Here is a 17,821-nt window from a genome sequence, read left to right as displayed (position 1 = left end):
CGGAAGAGAGCGCAAACTCCTTCCAGCTTCCAGCTTCCAGCTTCCAGCTTACGTCTTCGCCCCCGTTACCCCGCCGCTGACGATAAAGGTGGTGACGGCGCCGGCGGGCACATCCAGCGGTCGCACCTTGTCGCCGTCCACCAGCAACAGGTTGCCGGCAAAGTTGTAGGACTGGGGCAGGTAGACCGCCACCTTGCCCTTGAGCCCGAACTCGGCCATATCTTCCCGGGTAATAAACCCCAGCACCATGACCTCGCCCCCCATCAGGCTGACCACCACCGGCTGGTCGAACCGTTTGTTGTCACCCAGCAGGGCGTTGAACAGATCCTTCAGCGAATGGTACAGCAGTTTGACCAGGGGGATCCTGGCCAGCACCCGGTCGAACAGCGACAGCATGAAACGGCCCAGGTAAAAGGAGGCGAACATGCCGGTGAGGATGATCACCACCAGGGTGACCAGGCCCCCGGCCAGATCCGAAATCCAGCCGGCTTCCAGCGCCGGGAACACTATCCGCAGCAGGGAACCCAGGGCCGAAAACAGGGTTTCGTTGAGCATGGTGAAGATCAGGTACACCAGGTAGACGGTCAGCACTACCGGCAGCAGGATCAGCAGGCCCTGGAAGAAAAAGCGGATCAATCGTTGCATTGCGGGTGTCCTCGGATGGGGAGTCGCCATCATGGCAGACTGGCGCCCGAATCATAGCCCGGCCCGCCGGTCTGTGTCAGCGGTGGTCGCAGGGCCAGCCCAGCCGGCGCAGCCAGCGGGCGTACCAGGGCGGGCTGAACCGCCGGCTCTGCTCGGCGGCAAACAGCGCCTTTTGCAGCAACCGCGGACTGGGGCGGTAGCCATAGTGGCGGTGCCAGCTGCGAGCCATCTCATCGAGGATCAACCGGCACTGATGATCGTAGAGGGTATCGTTGTTGTAGGAGGGCGGGCTGCGGCGGTAATCGACCCCGTAGTGATCCAGTATCCGCCTCAATCCCGCCACCAGTTGCCGGTATTCCCGTTCGTCCATTGCCTGTTCCTCCTTCGCCTCAGTATATGCCGTGGCCGCCGGCCCTGGCTTTTTTCTGCGCACTCGGCGGCCCGGGAGCAAAATAAGCGGCTTTTGCGCTATCCCGGGCTTTGCAAGCCCGGCCAGCCTTGGTATGGTGAAGACGGTTGCGTAAAAGAGAAATTATCATATGTCAAATAAGTGATGATTTTTCTTTAAATTTGGTTGTAATGATTAGTTTACATGTGAGGATGTCATCATGCAGAAAGACACACTGAATAATATCCATATCCAGTCCGAAAAGGTGATGATCACCCCGGCGGAACTCAAGGCCAAGCTGCCCATCTCCGACCGGGCGCTGGCCTTCATCGGCCAGGCCCGGCAGACCATTTCCGATATTATTCATCGCAAGGATCACCGCCTGCTGGTGATCTGCGGTCCCTGCTCCATCCACGATATCGACGCAGCCAAAGAGTACGCAACCCGCCTCAAAAAACTGCATGATGACTACCGTGACAGCCTTTATATCGTGATGCGCGTCTATTTTGAAAAGCCGCGCACCACCGTCGGATGGAAAGGCTTTATCAACGATCCTCACCTGGACGGCAGCTTCGACATTGAACTCGGCCTGCACAAGGCCCGCGAGCTGTTGTGCTGGCTGGCGGAGCTGGAGCTGCCTCTGGCCACCGAAGCGCTGGATCCCATCAGCCCCCAGTACCTGGCGGAGCTGTTTTCCTGGTCCGCCATCGGTGCCCGCACCACCGAATCCCAGACCCACAGGGAGATGGCCTCGGGCCTGTCCATGCCGGTCGGCTTCAAGAACGGCACCGACGGCAACCTGGGCACCGCCATCAACGCCATGAAGGCGGCGGCCGAGCCCCATGCCTTTATGGGTATCAACCAGGAAGGCCAGGTGGCCCTGCTGGTGACCCAGGGCAACCCGGACGGCCACGTCATTCTGCGTGGGGGCAAGCAGCCCAACTACGACTCGGTCAATATCGCCCTGGCGGAAAAGGCCATGACCGCCGCCGGGCTGAGCCCCCGGCTGGTGGTGGACTGCAGCCACGGCAACTCCAACAAGGACTACAGCCTGCAGCCGCTGGTGGCGGAAAACGTGGTGCACCAGATACAGGAAGGCAATAGCTCCATTCTCGGTATCATGCTGGAGTCGCACCTGAACGAGGGCAACCAGTCCAGCGAGCAGCCCAAGAGCGAGATGCGTCCCGGGGTGTCGATCACCGACGCCTGCATCGGCTGGGACACCACCGCCGAGCTGCTGGCAAAATGCCACCAGCAACTGCTTGCACCGCTCAAGGCCAGGATCGCCTGAACCCCGGGACGGACATCAAAGGGCCCCGGGCGTAGACGCTGACTGTCGTCGCCGGCCGATAGCGGGCATAATAGAGCACCGTGTCCGGGAAGGGCCGGTGCTTTTGTAATTGGGGAAACCAATGGTAGATGAATTGCAGGTCCTGCGGGATCAGATTGACGAGGTCGACCAGCAGCTGGTCGACCTGTTTGCCCGCCGGTTGAAACTGGTGGCGGGCGTGGGTGAAGTAAAAAGCCGCCAGGGCGTGCCCATTTATGCCCCCGACCGGGAGGCCGCCATGCTGGCCCGGCGCCGGGCGGAAGCCGAGGCGAAGGGGGTTCCCCCTGACCTGATTGAAGATGTGCTGCGCCGGGCCATGCGCGAGTCCTACGCCAGCGAAAAAGACACCGGCTTCAAGTGCATCAAGCCGGAGCTGTCCAAGGCGGTGGTGATCGGCGGCGCCGGCCAGCTCGGCGGCCTGTTCGCCCACCTGCTGCACCTGTCCGGCTACCCGGTCGAGATCCTGGAAAAGGACGACTGGAACGATGCCGACGCCCTGCTGGGCGACGCGGGCCTGGTGGTGATTGCCGTCCCCATCGACCAGACGGTGGCGGTGATCGAGCGTCTGCCGGCGCTGCCCGCCGACTGCCTGCTGGTGGACCTGACCAGCGTCAAGAGCGAGCCGCTGGCGGCCATGCAGAAGGCCCACACCGGCCCCGTGCTGGGGCTGCACCCCATGTTCGGCCCCGATGTGTCCAGCCTGGCCAAACAGGTGATCATCTACAGCGACGGCCGCGGCGCCGACCAGTACGAGTGGCTGCTGGCCCAGATGCGGATCTGGGGTGCCCGGTTGCAGGCGGTGCCCGCCGAGGAGCACGACCAGGCCATGAGCCTGGTGCAGGCCCTGCGCCATTTCACCAGTTTTGCCTACGGCGCCCACCTGTGCGCCGAGCAGGCGGACCTGGCCCAGCTGCTGCGCCTGAGTTCGCCCATCTATCGGCTGGAGCTGGCCATGGTGGGCCGGTTGTTCGCCCAGGATCCGGCGCTGTACGCGGACATCATTTTGTCCTCGCCCCGTAACCTGGAGATGATCAGGCGCTATCACCGCCGCTTCGGCGAGCTGCTGGCGCAGCTGGAAGACGGCGGGCGGGAGGCTTTTATCGGGCAGTTCGAAACGGTGAGCGCCTTCTTCGGCGATTATGCCGACACCTTCCTCAAGGAAAGCCGGCTGCTGCTGGCCCAGGCCAACGACAGCCGCCACCACGCGGACTGACGCGACCAAAAAAGGCCCGGTTTCCCGGGCCTTTTTACTCTTTTTATTGTCTGCGTTATCCCCGGTACAGCCGTTGGGCGAGGGGGGCCAGGGTATCTGCCGGGCTGTCTTCGGCCAGGGCAACGCAAAAGCCCTGCAGGCCGGCTTCCCGCAAGGCGTGGGCCAGCTCGGGCGCGAGTCCGGCGTCCGCCAGCCGGCCGAACAGGGGCAGGTGGGTCTGCTGCTGCAGGGTCAGCAGCCGCTCCAGGGACAGGCCCTCTTCGTCGAGCAGGGCCAGTTGCTGGTTGCCTTCGCCGAGGATAAGTTCGACCTCGGCCAGGGTGGCCCGGGGATCGCTGCCCAGTGGCAGCAGCAGCGGACGGGTGCAACGGCCGGCGGCGGTCAGCAGTTCGCTGCGCTGGGCCGGCTCCGGACGCAACAGCAACAAATCCAGGCATTCCGCCGCCCGGGCCAGCTCCTCCGCCGAACCGACCCTCGTCATGGCCGCCAGATCAAAACGGGCCGCTGTCTCGCGCAGTTGCTGCAGGCGCTGGCCAGCCTGCTGGCTGTCGCCGCCGAAGCAGGATACGGCCAGCACCTGGCCACCGCTTTCCTTGAGCCGGCGGGCGGCTTCCTGCAGCTGCGGCTCGCCCGGCCAGGCGGCCAGCTCGGCAATCAGCAAGGGCTCCTGTCGGGTGGGGATGAAGCGGCCCACCTGCAGGCGGGTGTCGTCCTGCTTGTAGGCCCGGCTGTGGCGCGGCTGACTGGCCTGCGCCACCGCTGTTTGGCGCCGCCCAAGGGCCGCCGAGGGAATGCGGGTGGGCGCCACTTCGGCGCTGGGATAGCAGCCCAGCACCTTGATAAAGCGGGTGATGCGGCCCAGCTCCTTCAGCGCCGACTGCATCTCGGGGCTGTTGACGTTGGCGGCCACGTCCACGTAGAACATCTCTTCCCAGGGATTGCCGATGATGGGGCGTGACTCCAGCTTGGTCATGGTGATGTCATGGCCGCGCAGTACCAGCAGGGCTTCCACCAGGGCGCCGCTCTGCTGGCCGGTGGACATGATAAAGCTGGTTTTGGCCGGGATCTGCTCGGCCACCTCGATGGGCTTGCGCGCCACCACGATAAAGCGGGTCATGTTCTGCTTCTGGTTGGCCAGGCCGCGCACCAGCGGTTTGAGGCCGTGCAGCTCGCCGCCGTCGGCGCTGCCCATGGCGCCCACGTCCGGGCGCTTGAGGCCGGCCACCAGCTCCATGGCGTTGGAAGAGGCGGCGCAGAACTCCACCTTGACCCCGGGCAGCGTCTTCAGGTACTGGGAGCACTGCTGGTACACCTGGGGGTGGGTGTAGAGGGTTTTCAACTGGCCGACATTGGTGTCCACCGCCACCAGCAGGCAGTGCTCTATGGGCTGGGTCAGCTCGCCGACGATGGACAGGCTGGTGTGCTGCATCAGGTCGAAGACGTCGTTGATGGAGCCAGAGCTGGTGTTTTCGATGGGCAGTATGCCGTACTGGGCCTGGCCCGATTCCACGGTGTCGAAAATCTGCTGGAAGGTTTCGCAGTTGTGTTCGATAAGCGGCGCCTGAAAGCGGGACAGGTACTTGCGCGCCGCCAGGTTGGAGTAGGATCCCTTGAGCCCGAGGAAGGCCACGCTGATGGCCGGCACCTGATCCCGGGGGTTGAGCAGGTCCTGCAGCAGCGCCTGCTGGGACAGCACCGAGTCCTCGATGATGATGTGGAAGAGGCGGGTCACATAGTGGGCATCCAGGCCGAGCTGGCGGCCCTGTTCGATGAGCGCGACCAGCAGGGCCTGCTCCCGCTCCTGATCCCGGATCGGGCGCGGGTTTTCCAGCTTGGAACGGGCCACGTCCAGGCTCAGCGCCTTGCGCCTGGCCAGCAGGGCCAGCAGTTCCCGATCGAGGCGGCTGATGTTGCTTCTGATCTCATCCAGATTCATGAATAGGGCTTCCTTCAACGCCAGAGTCTGCACATAAATAAAAAAGCCTCCCGGCGGGAGGCTTGGCTGTTCGTCTTTCGCTTGTTTCTTGCCAGACAGCTGCCTCCCGGTTCAGGATGCAAAAAAGAAGCGAAAGAAAAACAGGGATAGGGGCATCTCGGATTCACAACGGTAATCATGACAGCCATAGGAATACTGAAAAGCACCGGCGCTGGCAAGCCTTTTCCCGGATTTCTTGGCCGGGGGCATGAAAAAAGCGGCCGCAGCCGCTTGTTGCAGTAAATCCCGCTTCAGTCCTCGTCTTCCTCGACCACCGGCTGGGCCACCTGGGCACGCTGGGAGAGGGGCTTGTCGGCGTAGCGGCCAAGCTGGCGCTCGAGCTTCTGGCCCAGTTCATTGATGGCGGCATAGAGATCCTCGTGCTCCGCCTGGGCGAACAGGGTATCGTTCGGCACTCCCGCCTTGGCTTCGACCAGGTAATTCAGGCCTTCCTTCTGGATCACTACATGGGGATTGATGAGTACTATCTGGCGCCGATTGAGCTTTTCGAAGCGACTTTCAATCCGTTCACGAATGGAGGGAGAGATGTCGATAACATGGCTGGTAATCGCAATGGACATAAAGACCCCCTGGGTTGCGGCTTCGTGGTTCACGCTGTCAGGTTACCCCGGCGGTAAATTAATTTTGTGATGAATATCACGTTGTGGCCGGGTCCCGCATCGCGGGGGCGAGAACTGTGAGCCGGCCGATGCTACCGCCAAAAACTGCTTGCCAGGACAGGGGAGAGAGAGCCAGACTCGAACGGATTAGCCTTTTATCGCCGTCCCTGCGACGTGCGCCGTCCGGCGCGCCAGGAGAATTTCTCCGGCCCCATTGGCAGCCCTGGCCCTATTCCTTAGGATATCCCCATCGCAGATGCAAAGGGGTTGAAGAGTGAAAAACTGGGTCGGAATCGGATTGCTGTTGCTGAGCCTGGGCATCAGCGCTCGCGCGGAGCCGCTGCACGCGCGTTACCAGCAGGCGGAACGGGCCCTGGAGCAGAACAAGGTGGCCGATTACCAGCGCCTGCGCCAGGGGCTGGATGACTACCCTCTCACCATTTACCTCGACTATCGCTACCTGACCGACCGGCTGCGCCATGTGGACCAGGGCCAGATACGCCGCTTCATCCGCCAGTATCCCGATTCCCTGCTGGCCGACCGGCTGGAGCGCCAGTACCTGTTCCGGCTGGCGCGGGATCAGCGCTGGGACGACTTCCTCGACTTCTATCCCGAGCTGCCCAACAGTACCGAACTGCAATGCGCCCATTACCGGGCCAAGTGGTCCCGGGGCGACAGGGCCAGCGCCATCGCCGGGGCCGAGCGGCTGTGGCTGAGTGGCCATTCCCTGCCCGATGCCTGCGATCCCCTGTTTTCCGCCTGGAAAAATGCCGGCGGGCGCACCGACGAGCACATCTGGCAGCGCATGCTGCTGGCCTACGAGGCCGGCCAGAGCCGGCTGCTCGGCTACCTGGCCGGCCTGCTCGGGCCGTCCGCCCGCGTCGCCGGCGAGCGTCTGGTGGCGCTGGACGGCGCGCCCGAACGGCTGGCGCAGCCGGCCGCCTTCACCGCCCGTGACGAGCGTGCCCGGGCGGCGGTGGCCGCCGGCCTGGCACGGCTGGCGGACCGGGATCCCGGTCTGGTGATGAACCTGTATCCCCAGTACCGGCGCCAGCTCGGCCTGTCCGACCCGCAGGTAGCCGCCATAGAGCGCAGCCTGGCCCAGCGGCTGATGTTCAACCGTACCCGGGAGCATCGCGCCTGGCTCGACAGCCGGTTGCCGGAAATCGGCACCGAAGCCCTGTTTGAGCTGCGTGCCCGGCTGGCCATCTGGGAGCAGGACTGGCGCCATCTCGGCGACTGGATCGATCGCCTGCCCGAGGCGGCGCGCGAGGACAGCCGCTGGCTGTACTGGCAGGGACGGGCGCTGGCGGCCCGCAATCAGGGTCCGGCGGCGGACCAGGCCTGGGCCCGGGCGGCCCGCGAACGGGATTATTATGGCTTTCTGGCGGCCCAGCGCAGTGGCCGGCCCTTTGCCCTCAACAAGCAGCCGCTGGTGCCGGCGCCGCACTGGGACGAGGCGCGCCAGCGCTGGCCGGCCCTGGCCCGGGTGGCGGAATGGCTGCGCCTGGGCGACAAGGCGGCGGCCCGCAGCGAGTGGTATCACCTGCTGGGCAAGGTAGACGACAACAGCCGCCTGGCGCTGGGTACCCTGGCCCTGAACCGGGGCTGGTTCGACAAGTCCATCCTGGCCAGCATCCGGGCCCAGGCCTGGGATCAGCTGGATTTGCGTTTCCCTGTGGTCTACCGGGACATTTTCCGTCGCCAGGCACAGCGGCTCAACCTGGAAGAGTCCACCCTGTTTGCCATTGCCCGCCAGGAAAGCGCCTTCTACGAGCAGGCCCGCTCGCCGGTGGGCGCCGGCGGCCTGATGCAGCTGATGCCGGCCACCGCCAAGGAAACCGCGCGCAAGCACGGCATTACCCAGTTCCGCCAGCCGGCCGATGTCTATCGCCCCGAGGTCAATGTGCAACTGGGATCCAGCTATTTCAAGGAGCTGCTGGAACGCTACCAGGGCAACCGGATCCCGGCCATTGCCGCCTACAATGCCGGCCCGAGCCGGATTAACCGCTGGCTGAGCGAGAGCGGCAGCCGGCCGCTGGACGTTTGGGTCGAAAACATTCCCTATCGGGAAACCCGTGGCTATGTACAGAATGTGCTGGCCTTTTCGGTCATCTACCAGGACATGCTGGGCCAGCCCAAGATGTTCCTCAAACCGGCGGAGCTGAATCATGCCTACTGACAACAGCGTGGCCATCCTCGGCCTGGGCTGGCTGGGGGAGCCTCTGGCCCGGACCCTGCAAGCCGGCGGCACCCGGGTTTGCGGCACGACCACCGGGGCCGACAAGGCCGGATGGCTGAATGAAAGCGGTATTGCGGCCCTGGTATGGGACTTTAACGAGCCCTTGCCGCCCTGCTGGCCGGCGGCACTGGCGGCGGATACCCTGCTCCTCTGTGTTCCGCCGGGCAAGGTGGCGGATTATGCGGCCACCCTGGGCGGCCTGGCCCGGCTGGCGGTGGCGGGAGGCGTGCGGCGGATACTGTTTACCAGCGCCACCTCGGTCTACGGCGGCAGCGGCGTGAAGCGCGAGCCGGATGCCGCTGCCGACTCGGCCCGGGGCGAGCGCATGCTGGCCGCCGAGCAGGCGGTGCGCGACAGCGGTGCCCGGGTGCTGGTGCTGCGCCTGTCGGGGCTGGTGGGCGGCAGCCGCGATCCGGGCCGTTTTTTGGCCGGGCGCCGCTTCGAGGGAGGGGATGAGCCGGTCAACCTGGTGGCGCTGGAGGATTTGCTGGGCTTTATTCCCGCCATACTGGCGCGGGAGGACTGGCCGGACACCCTCAACGTCAGTGCCCCCCATCATCCCTCCCGGCGGGATTTTTACCAGCGGGCGGCCCGGTTGCGCGGCCTGCCGCCGCCCGAGTTTGACGGCGGCGGCGAGGGCAAAACCATCGACGGCAATGCCCTGTGCCGCTGGCTGGGCATGGACTACGGAGTCAGCGACTGGTTTGCGTGGCTGGCAGCGCGTAGACCGCTGGACTGATCAGCGGCGCCAGCGCCAGCAGCAGGGTATCGCGGTAGACGCTGCGCCGATCCAGCAGGTTGCCGGTGAGCACCCCGATGGCGCCTCCCTGCTGCTTGCAGTTGGTCAGCCGGAACAGCCGGTCCATGGCATCGCCGAGTTCCTCGCCCCGGGCCAGGGCTTCGGCCACCACGGCCGGCAGGGTGAGGCTGGCGCTGCGGGCGGCGTTGTCCAGCCCCGGTCCCAGTACCTGCAGCCAGGCAAAGGTCAGGGTGCGACCGGCCACCCGGTCGATACCGCCCTCCATGCCAATCCACACATCCGCTCCCGGTGCTTGCCGTTGCGCCGCCAGGGCCCGGTTGCGGGCGCCGCGGCGGGTTTCCTCGTCGCTCATCGGTTGGGCTGCCACCCCAGAGGGTACCGCCATGCCGGCGATGTCGGGCGGGTATTCGGGAAAGAGCAGGGCCAGGGCCTGGCGGGCGGCGTCCAGCTTGGCTGGATTGAGGGAAGCGACGATCACCTTCATGGGTTTTTGGATACCAAATTGCGGCCATGGATAAGGCTGATTATTATGCCACTTTCATTGCCGATGGGAGAATCTCGTAAACATGTCTGAACAACCTAGCCCCCGGGGCGATTTGCTGCTGCGCACCATGGCCATGCCGGCCGACACCAATGCCAACGGCGATATTTTTGGCGGCTGGATCATGTCGCAGATGGATCTGGGCGGCAGCCTGCTGGCCAATGAAATCGCCCTGGGCCGGGTGTGCACCGTGGCGGTGGACGAAATGGTGTTTTCCCGCCCGGTACAGGTGGGCGATGTGGTTTGCTGCTATGGCGAACGGGTGCGGGTCGGGCGCAGCTCTATCACCATCCAGGTCGAGGTCTGGGTCAAGCCGGTACTGATGCCGGAAAACGGGCCGCGCTATTGCGTGGCCCGGGGCCGCTTTGTGTATGTGGCCATCGATCAGGACGGACGCCCCCGTGCGGTCCAGCACCGGGACTAGGGCAACGGCGCTGGCGGCGGCGCTGTTGCTGGCCGGCTGCATCGAGGTGCCTGCCGGCCTGCTGCACAGCGATCGTTTCGCGCCGTCGGCCGGCGAGTGCCTGTATCCGGGGCTGAATGACTTCCGGGCCCTGCCGGCGCGGTTTTCCCTGCTGAGCTGGAATATCTACAAGCAGCAGGGAGACTGGCAGGCGGAACTGGCGCGCTGGGCCGAAGAGACCGAGCTGCTGTTGCTGCAGGAAGCCAGCGGCGAGCCGGCCCTGTACCAGTGGCTGTCCGAGCGGGATCTGCACTGGTTCCAGGTGGCGGCCTTCAGCTGGCGCGAACGTCCCAACGGGGTGCTGACCGCGGCCCCGGGCGACGTGACCCAGGTGTGTGCCCAGCGGGTGGCGGAGCCGGCAACCCGGGTTCCCAAGTCGCTGCTGTTCAGCCGCTATCCCCTGGAGGGCGCGGCCGAGCAGTTGCTGGTGGTGAACCTGCATGCAGTGAATTTTTCCCTGCGCGGGCGGACCTACCAGGCGCAGCTGGACCGGATTGGCAAGGAAGTGGCCGAGCACGGCGGCCCGGTGATCGTGGCGGGGGACTTCAACCGCTGGAATGCCCGCCGCAACCGCATGCTCAACGACTGGGCCCGGGCCCAGGGGCTGACCGAGGCGGTGCCCGAGCCGGATGTGCGCACCCGCTTTCTGGGCTATGCCCTCGACGGCATCTTTTATCGCGGGCTGGAGCTGGAATGGGTGGACAGCGCCCGTTCCGAGGCCTCGGATCACGGCCCCCTGCGGGCCGGTTTCCGGATGCCCGGCCACTGAGGGGAGAACACAAAAAGGGAGCCTGACGGCTCCCTTTTTGTGTGCGTCAGGCCCGCTGGCCTCAGCCGGAATTGACCGAAACGATCAGCTTCTGGCCGGCGCGCAGGCTGTGCTGGTCGGACAGCCGGTTCCAGCGCAGCAGGTCGGAAATGGTGACGCTGAAGCGGCTGGCGATGGCAGACAGGGAATCCCCGGCCTGCACCAGGTAAACACCGTCTTCTGCCGTGGCCGGTGCCGGCCGGGCGGCGTTGGGCACCATCAGCGTCTGGCCCACCCTTATGGTGGTGCCGCGCAGGTTGTTGGCCTGGCGGATGGCGTCGACGCTGGTGCCGTGACGGCGGGCGATCAGCCCCAGGTTGTCGCCGCCGCGCACCTGATAGCGCTGGAACGACTTGCGATCCTGCTCGGGCAGGTCGGCCATGGCCAGCTCAAAGCTCTGGGCATGGCGTACCGGCACCAGGATTTCGGCGTTGCGCGCCGGCGAGGTGGCGGTGCGCTTGAAGGCGGGGTTGAGTGCCCGCAACTGGCCCCGGTTCACACCTGCCAGATCGGCCGCCATGTTGAGATCCACCTGGCCTTCCACCTCGACCACCGCCAATTGCGGCCGGTTGGGGATTTCGGGCACGTCCATGCCGTAATGGCCGGGATGCTTGAGGATATCCGCCAGGGCCAGCAGCTTGGGCAGGTAGTTCTGGGTTTCCTTGGGCAGCGACAGCGACCAGTAGTCGGTCGGCTTGCCCTGGCGACGGTTGGCCTTGATCGCCTTTTGTACCCGGCCTTCTCCCGAATTGTAGGCGGCCAGGGCATGGCTCCAGTCGCCGTCGAAGAAGTCGTGCAGGTATTCAAGGTAATCGAGCGCCGCCCGGGTCGAGGCCATGATGTCGTAACGGCCGTCGTACCAGCTGTCGTAATGCAGGCCAAAGTTCCTGCCGGTGCCCTGCAGCATCTGCCACAGGCCGGCGGCGTGGCCGCGGGAATAGGCCTTGGGATCGAAGGTGCTCTCGACCACCGGCAACAGTACCAGTTCCATCGGCATGTTCCGTTTCTCTATCTCTTCCTTGATGAGATAGAGAAACGGTCTGGCGCGTTCGGATACGGAACGCATATAGGCCGGGTGTTTCAGGTACCAGTTGCGCTGGGCAACCACCCTGGGATGATCCAGGGGAACATCGAGCTGCATCTGATCGGCCAGCGCCAGCCACAGATTGGGCTGCGCCGCCTCGGCGTGCTGCGGGTTTCGCCGGTTATCCGACGAGTGCGGTACTTTGCTGTAGTAACGGCCGCCGTCGGCTGCCTTGCTGTGTACCTTGAGCGACGAATAGGCCGCTGCTTTCGGGTAGAGCTGGCTGTGCGCCTGCCCTCCACCTGTTTCCTGATGGCCATAGGGATGCCGCGCCGAATCGGCCGGCATCGCCTGGCAGCCCGCCAGGAGCAAGGCACTGGATAAAATACAGAGTCTTCTCATGGTGTCTGCGTCTCACAAAAACGGCGGCCAGTGTATGCTTTGTGAGCAGCTTAATCAAGTTCGTTAAAAATCGTCCTTCCAGCGGCGAAGTGCCGCGAACACCTCGTGGTCTTCATTTAACTCCATCATCGCCTGCAGCTGCGCCCGGGCCCGGACCCCCGCCAGATGGGCGCGCAGGAAGACATTGACCGCCTTTTCCTGGTCGATGGAAGTCGGCAGGCTGGGGATACCCTGCTGGCGCAGTTTGGCTACCTTTTGCATGTATTTTTTCAGCTCCGGGTTGTCCGGCTCCACCGCATGGCAAAACGCCAGGTTGGCCTGAGTATACTCATGGGCGCAATAGACCCGGGTATGGCCGGGCAGGGCGGCGAGCCGCGCCAGGGATTGGTGCATCTGCACCGGGGTGCCTTCGAACAGCCGGCCGCAGCCGCCGGAAAACATGGTATCGCCGCAAAACAGCATGTCCTGGCCGTGGTAGGCCAGGTGGCCCAGGGTGTGGCCGGGCACGGCCAGGACGGCCAGCTCCAGTCCGATACCGGGCAAGACCAGGGGCTCGCCATCGGCGAGCGACCGCGCCCCGGGGACCGGCAGGGGTTCGGCGGCGGGCGCGAACACCTGTGCCTGCGGCCAGTCCGCCAGCAGGGGCGCGATCCCGCCGGTGTGATCCCGGTGATGATGGGTGATCAGGATGGCAGTCAGTTCCAGGCCGCGTTCGGCCAGGGCGGTCCGCACCGGAGCGGCATCGCCCGGATCGACGACGGCGGCCTGGCGGCCATTGCTAATCAGCCAGATATAGTTATCGTTAAAGGCGCTGAGGGGACTAACGTTAAGCATCATCAAGATGTCCTGCGTAAAACGGATTTTGCCAAAGCTTACCAGAGGCGCCATGAACACAGCCAGTACAGCGCCCGACGGCTGGCGCAGCCTGCCGCGGGGCGAATTCATCGCAACCCGGATACAGCAGCGCCTGGATGACTGGGCTCCCGGCCTGTTCGGGTTCAACCTGCTCAAGGTGGATGCCCTGAGTGCGGCCTTGTCGCTTGAGCGCAGCCGCATCCGCCAGGCGGTGGTCATGGCCCAGCAGCCGGCGGCGGGCATGGACGTGCTGGGGGATGCTACCGCCATGCCCTTCGCCCCCGGCAGCCTCGATGCCTGCCTGCTGGCCCATGTGCTCGACTACAGCCTCCATCCCCATGCGGTATTGCGCGAAACCGAAGTGGTGTTGCGGGACGACGGCTGGCTGCTGCTGACCGGTTTTAATCCCTGGGGCAGCGCCGGCCTGGCCCGGCTGTGGCCGGGCTGGCGCCGCCGACTGCCGCCCTGGCGCCAGATGCTGGCGCCGGGGCGGGTGGAGGACTGGCTGAAATTGCTGGGATTTGAGGTGATCGAGCGAGACTATATCGGGTTTAGCGGCCGGTGGCCCGGCTGGGACCACCGGCCGCACCAGCTGTGCCCCTCACCGGCGGCGGTATATGTGCTGCTGGCGCGCAAACGCCGCTTCCCGCTCACCCCGGTGCGCGAACGCCGGCCGGTGGCCAATACCCTCGTTCAGCCGGAGATGGCCCGTCAGCGCGAATAACCACTGTCGTCCCGGTCGCAGTCGTGCAGGGCGGCTTGCCGCGCCAGCTCGTCGCAGCGTTCGTTTTCCGGATGGCCGGAATGTCCCTTGACCCAGTGCCAGTGGACCTGGTGCTGCTGGCAGGCGGTATCGAGCCGCTGCCACAGGTCCGCGTTCTTGACCGGGGTTTTGGCGGCGGTTTTCCAGTTGTTTCGCTTCCAGCCGTTGATCCACTGGGTGATGCCCTGGCGGACGTACTGGCTGTCGGTGGTCAGATCCACCACGCAGCCGTGGCTCAGGGCTTCCAGTCCCCTGATGGCGGCCATCAGTTCCATGCGGTTGTTGGTGGTCAGGCGGTAGCCGCCGCTCAGCTCCTTGCGGTGCTGGCGGTAAATCAGCACGGCGCCATAGCCGCCGGGGCCCGGGTTGCCGAGGCAGGAACCGTCGGTATAAAGCTGAACCTGTTTCATGTGTATCCGTTTTTCATCTGCGTCGTGGCGCAAGTCTGCCACAGGGGCGGGGGAGGGACCAGCCCGCCGCCGCTATGGCCCTGGGCGGATCAGTTATTTATACTGGCGACCACTGTGCACAGGAGACAGCGATGATCGAGTCGAGCCATCAGCGGCAAATTGTACTGGATACCGAAACCACCGGCATGAACATGGACACCGGGCCCCACTACCTGGGCCACCGGGTGATTGAAATCGGCTGTGTTGAAGTGATCAACCGCCGCCTGACCGGCAGGCACTTCCACGTTTATCTCAAGCCCGATCGCAAGGTGGACGAGGAAGCCATCCAGGTTCACGGCATTACCGACGATTTCCTCGCCGACAAGCCGTCCTTTACCGACAAGGTCGATGAATTCCTGCATTTTATCGAAGGCGCCGAGCTGGTTGCCCACAACGCGCCCTTCGACGTCGGCTTCCTCGACTATGAAATGCAGCTGATGGGGCGCCCGGAGCGGATGGCCGCGCTGTGCCGGATCACCGACACCCTGGCCCTGGCCCGGCGTCTGTTTCCGGGCAAGCGCAACAACCTGGATGTGCTCTGCGACCGCTACGGCATAGACAACAGCCACCGCAGCCTGCACGGGGCCTTGCTCGATGCCGAGATCCTGGCCGACGTCTACCTGATGATGACCGGTGGCCAGACCAAGCTGAACCTGCAAACCGACACCGGCCAGCAGGACGGCGGCAACGGCGGCGAGTTGCGCCGGCTGGCCGCCGGCCGACCGCCGTTGCGGGTGATCCGCGCCGGCGAGGCGGAACTGCAGGCCCACGAAGGACGGCTCGATTTGGTGCAGAAAAAGGGGGGCAACTGCCTATGGCGCGCGCAATAAGCCGGCTGCTGGCCCTTGCCGTGCTGGCCGCTGCTCCGGCCCTGGCCCAGGAGCAGCACGCCCGCTGGCTCGACAATACCTTCCGCATCGATCCCTCTATCCGCGAGATTACCCTGTTTATCGAGCGGGAAACGCCGAGTGCCCCTGTGGTCCTGATCCGCCCCGACGGCAGCAAGTACTACCAGCAGCGCCATCCGGACAACATCAGCTGGGTGTCCACCCCCTCGCGCGACATCATCACCCTGTGGCGGCCCACGCCCGGCCCCTGGCAGGCTACCGGCAAAGTCAACGCAGAGCGGGGTATTTCCCTGCTCAGCCTGTTCCGGCTGGAGCTGGAGCCGTTGCCCCCGGTGCTGTTCCAGAACGAAGTGGTCAAGCTGGGTGCCTGGCTCAAGCACGATGACACCGTGGTGGACGCGGCCTACTACCTGGACGGACTGTCACTCGATGCCCGCTTGCTGAGCCCCGCCGCCGGCGCGCCCGAGCCGGAGCAGCGCTTTGAGCAGGCGCCAATCCACATCGGCGCCTTTGCCGACGACGGTACCGGGCTGGACGAATACCCGGGCGACGGCAAGCTGACCGCCGAAGTGGTGGTCGACGCCCTCCCGGGCAATTACCTGTTCCAGGCCCAGGCCACCAACCGGGTACTGGCACGGGCCTATGAGCAGGAAGTGCTGATCCATCCCATGCCCCTGAGCCTGTCGTTCAGCACTCCCAGCGACGAACGCCAGTGGCGCATCGATTTGGCCCTCGACAGCAACCTGGAGCCGGACAGCCTGGAGATTATCGGCCAGCTGTTCAATCCCCTGGAGCAAAGGGCCGACGTGACCGGGCGGGGCAAGAGCATCACCCTGCCGCCCGCCATCCAGCCCGGTAACTACCGCTTTCAGGGACGGGCCTTCGCCACCACGGTGACCGGCCGAGAAATCCAGATAGCCCTGCCCGAGCAGGTGGTGCGGGTGGCCGCGCCGGCGGTGGCCAGAAAGACCCCGGCGGCGGTGCAGCCCTGGTGGAAAAACCCCATTATCCAGCTGGGTACAGGGATGGCGGCGGCCCTGCTGCTGGCGGTGGCGGCCTTCCTGTGGTGGCGCCGGCGGCGGTCCGGAAAAGGATAAAGCATGCTTTTTAGTCGCTTGAGGCTAAAAAATATCCGGACGGTTCAAAAGGCGGTTGTTTACCCTTGACCCCATGGCCGGCCCGGCTTACTATCCACATCGCTCAAAGGCAATGTGCCGAGCACCGGAGCGGTAGTTCAGTTGGTTAGAATACCGGCCTGTCACGCCGGGGGTCGCGGGTTCGAGCCCCGTCCGCTCCGCCACATTTAAGAAGCCCTTAGCTGATTGATAGCTAAGGGCTTTTTGCTTTTCTGCCTTTAGTAAAATCCCCCTTGCTCAACCTGTCAAATCACCCCTCGTGACCACACCGTGACCATTTCGTGACCCAGACCCTGTTTTGACCGGGGGTCAAAGTAGCAGATAACGTGTTTTTGTGTATGCACAAAACAACGGGGCCGATATGACCTACATTGACAACTTGGCCTCTGACCACTTCAGCTCTTGGCATGGTCGAGCAACTGAGTGCTCGGCTTGGAAAGTTACAGAAACTACAGAGTCCGAGCATGGGCATCCCCTGATGAGCCACTCTGCAACCACTTTCTCCAACGGTCACAGCGGCCCAACCAAATAGATTACGGAAAAACATGCCCAAGGTGGCTGAACTGGTGTGCTGCCGTACTCTGGAGCACAAGTAGTAAACGGTCGGTATATTCCACTACTCTGCAGTCCTACTTAACGAAACCCGGTCGCTGCGGGCCAGGGCGGGAGCACACTTTGCTGTAAATTTAACCAAAGAATAATTGGGCCCGATAATCGTCGTTCCAACTGGCTCGCTTCAGCTTGTTGCGCTGGCTCGGTGAGCCACATTCGCTCTGCCTGAGGATGTTCATCACGAAGCGCCGGAACAACGCCATGTTTTCGACCGCGTCACCAGTGGCAATCCGGGAGGCGTCTTCGTTGAACACCACATCCAGAACGTAATGTTGACTGTTTTCTATCCGCCAGTGCTGGCGGATGTAGTGCCCCAGCAGCTTATGTTTGGGCGACATGGAGCTGACATAGTAAGAGGTATCCACCGTCCCTTTGCCATCGATGGTGCGGTGCCGTTCAACGGCGATAATACTGCGGATAGTCGGCCATTTTTCTGCCAGCTCTGCAGGTAGTTTTGCTTTTAATTGAAAGACATAGCGCTCTTCCTTACGACCATGACCGGTTTCCTTGTGCTCAACGACCACTTTCTCTTTGCGGGCGTCGAAGACCGTCTGGAACTGAGACTGGACGGCTTTGCGTAGCGTGGGCTGATTGTGTTTAACCTGCACCACGACATGGGCTTTTTTGTCCTGGATTTTTTCCAGGGTCTCCCGCTGACAGTGCAGCGCATCCAGGGTCACCACGGCGCCGTTGAGGTTGAGCATATCCAGCATGTCCCGGACCGTCGCGATTTCTCCCTTCTTGGAC

Annotated in this window: 17 protein-coding genes, 1 tRNA gene, 1 pseudogene and 1 other annotated feature; of the genes and pseudogenes, 10 read left to right on the top strand and 9 right to left on the bottom strand. The window is 64.1% G+C overall.

The genetic code is table 11. From position 1 onward, the window contains the following. Nucleotides 1-48 precede the first annotated feature (48 nt). Nucleotides 49-645 (bottom strand): DUF502 domain-containing protein, encoded by a 597-nt coding sequence (locus tag C7I36_RS06560; RefSeq protein WP_106452924.1) that lies wholly within the window; start codon nt 643-645, stop codon nt 49-51. Between the two features lie 76 nt (nt 646-721). Continuing rightward, complete coding sequence (locus tag C7I36_RS06555; protein ID WP_106452923.1) at nt 722-1,015, bottom strand: hypothetical protein; 294 nt, start codon at nt 1,013-1,015, stop codon at nt 722-724. Nucleotides 1,016-1,253: 238 nt separating this feature from the next. Between C7I36_RS06555 and C7I36_RS06550 the strand changes: the two genes are divergently transcribed. Both C7I36_RS06550 and tyrA read left to right on the top strand, forming a co-directional pair. Then, on the top strand, nt 1,254-2,324 hold the full coding sequence (locus C7I36_RS06550) for a 3-deoxy-7-phosphoheptulonate synthase (protein ID WP_106452922.1): 1,071 nt from the start codon (nt 1,254-1,256) through the stop codon (nt 2,322-2,324). Nucleotides 2,325-2,445: 121 nt separating this feature from the next. After that, the gene (gene tyrA / locus C7I36_RS06545; protein WP_106452921.1) at nt 2,446-3,576 is read left to right on the top strand and encodes a bifunctional chorismate mutase/prephenate dehydrogenase; all 1,131 of its coding nucleotides are present in this window, start codon (nt 2,446-2,448) and stop codon (nt 3,574-3,576) included. A gap of 772 nt (nt 3,577-4,348) precedes the next feature. Here the strand turns inward: tyrA and C7I36_RS17725 are convergent. Beyond that, nucleotides 4,349-5,512, bottom strand: a pseudogene (locus tag C7I36_RS17725) (chorismate mutase); the annotation flags it as partial. Between the two features lie 36 nt (nt 5,513-5,548). Continuing rightward, nucleotides 5,549-5,669: a sequence feature (Phe leader region), on the bottom strand. A 133-nt stretch (nt 5,670-5,802) separates the two neighbouring features. Beyond that, the gene (hpf, locus tag C7I36_RS06535; RefSeq protein WP_106452919.1) at nt 5,803-6,132 is read right to left on the bottom strand and encodes a ribosome hibernation-promoting factor, HPF/YfiA family; all 330 of its coding nucleotides are present in this window, start codon (nt 6,130-6,132) and stop codon (nt 5,803-5,805) included. Nucleotides 6,133-6,445: 313 nt separating this feature from the next. Between hpf and C7I36_RS06530 the strand changes: the two genes are divergently transcribed. After that, a complete protein-coding gene (locus C7I36_RS06530; RefSeq protein ID WP_245880053.1) occupies nt 6,446-8,353 on the top strand; it encodes a transglycosylase SLT domain-containing protein in 1,908 nt (635 codons plus the stop codon). After that, on the top strand, nt 8,343-9,152 hold the full coding sequence (locus C7I36_RS06525) for a Rossmann-fold NAD(P)-binding domain-containing protein (RefSeq protein ID WP_106452918.1): 810 nt from the start codon (nt 8,343-8,345) through the stop codon (nt 9,150-9,152). The genes C7I36_RS06530 and C7I36_RS06525 overlap by 11 nt, the downstream gene beginning before the upstream one ends. Here the strand turns inward: C7I36_RS06525 and yjjX are convergent. After that, complete coding sequence (gene yjjX / locus C7I36_RS06520; protein ID WP_106452917.1) at nt 9,106-9,657, bottom strand: inosine/xanthosine triphosphatase; 552 nt, start codon at nt 9,655-9,657, stop codon at nt 9,106-9,108. The two genes, C7I36_RS06525 and yjjX, sit on opposite strands and share 47 nt — an antisense overlap. An 82-nt stretch (nt 9,658-9,739) precedes the next feature. On the opposite strand from yjjX, the gene yciA reads away from it, so the two are divergent. Beyond that, nucleotides 9,740-10,138, top strand: coding sequence for an acyl-CoA thioester hydrolase YciA (gene yciA, locus C7I36_RS06515; protein WP_106452916.1), 399 nt, complete (start codon nt 9,740-9,742; stop codon nt 10,136-10,138). Continuing rightward, complete coding sequence (locus tag C7I36_RS06510; protein ID WP_181256310.1) at nt 10,116-10,946, top strand: endonuclease/exonuclease/phosphatase family protein; 831 nt, start codon at nt 10,116-10,118, stop codon at nt 10,944-10,946. Before yciA ends, C7I36_RS06510 begins: the two co-directional genes overlap by 23 nt. A 61-nt stretch (nt 10,947-11,007) precedes the next feature. On the opposite strand, the gene C7I36_RS06505 is transcribed toward C7I36_RS06510, so the two are convergent. Both C7I36_RS06505 and gloB read right to left on the bottom strand, forming a co-directional pair. Next, entirely contained in the window at nt 11,008-12,411 is a 1,404-nt protein-coding gene (locus C7I36_RS06505; protein ID WP_106452914.1) for a LysM peptidoglycan-binding domain-containing protein, read from the bottom strand. 63 nt (nt 12,412-12,474) lie between these two features. Further along, entirely contained in the window at nt 12,475-13,245 is a 771-nt protein-coding gene (gloB, locus tag C7I36_RS06500; protein ID WP_106453051.1) for a hydroxyacylglutathione hydrolase, read from the bottom strand. Nucleotides 13,246-13,297: 52 nt separating this feature from the next. Here gloB and C7I36_RS06495 point away from each other — a divergent pair, with 52 nt between their 5' ends. Continuing rightward, a complete protein-coding gene (locus tag C7I36_RS06495; protein ID WP_106452913.1) occupies nt 13,298-13,990 on the top strand; it encodes a class I SAM-dependent methyltransferase in 693 nt (230 codons plus the stop codon). Here the strand turns inward: C7I36_RS06495 and rnhA are convergent. Then, nucleotides 13,978-14,439 (bottom strand): ribonuclease HI, encoded by a 462-nt coding sequence (gene rnhA, locus C7I36_RS06490; RefSeq protein ID WP_106452912.1) that lies wholly within the window; start codon nt 14,437-14,439, stop codon nt 13,978-13,980. The two genes, C7I36_RS06495 and rnhA, sit on opposite strands and share 13 nt — an antisense overlap. Before the next feature lie 131 nt (nt 14,440-14,570). Here rnhA and dnaQ point away from each other — a divergent pair, with 131 nt between their 5' ends. The 3 genes from dnaQ (at nt 14,571) to C7I36_RS06475 (ending at nt 16,626) form a co-directional block, all read left to right on the top strand. Then, the gene (gene dnaQ, locus C7I36_RS06485) at nt 14,571-15,308 is read left to right on the top strand and encodes a DNA polymerase III subunit epsilon (protein ID WP_106452911.1); all 738 of its coding nucleotides are present in this window, start codon (nt 14,571-14,573) and stop codon (nt 15,306-15,308) included. Continuing rightward, nucleotides 15,293-16,423 carry a hypothetical protein gene (locus tag C7I36_RS06480; protein WP_106452910.1) on the top strand — a complete coding sequence of 377 codons (1,131 nt, stop codon included), beginning with the start codon at nt 15,293-15,295 and terminating at the stop codon, nt 16,421-16,423. The genes dnaQ and C7I36_RS06480 overlap by 16 nt, the downstream gene beginning before the upstream one ends. A gap of 126 nt (nt 16,424-16,549) precedes the next feature. Further along, nucleotides 16,550-16,626 (top strand) — tRNA-Asp (locus C7I36_RS06475). A gap of 522 nt (nt 16,627-17,148) precedes the next feature. Here C7I36_RS06475 and C7I36_RS06470 read toward each other — a convergent pair. Then, on the bottom strand, nt 17,149-17,821 hold a 673-nt coding region (locus C7I36_RS06470), incomplete at its 5' end, for an ISAs1 family transposase (protein WP_146137314.1).

This window comes from Zobellella taiwanensis (genome assembly GCF_003012795.1).
GTDB classification, from domain to species: domain Bacteria; phylum Pseudomonadota; class Gammaproteobacteria; order Enterobacterales; family Aeromonadaceae; genus Oceanimonas; species Oceanimonas taiwanensis.
This window is presented reverse-complemented; position numbering and strand designations above follow the sequence as displayed.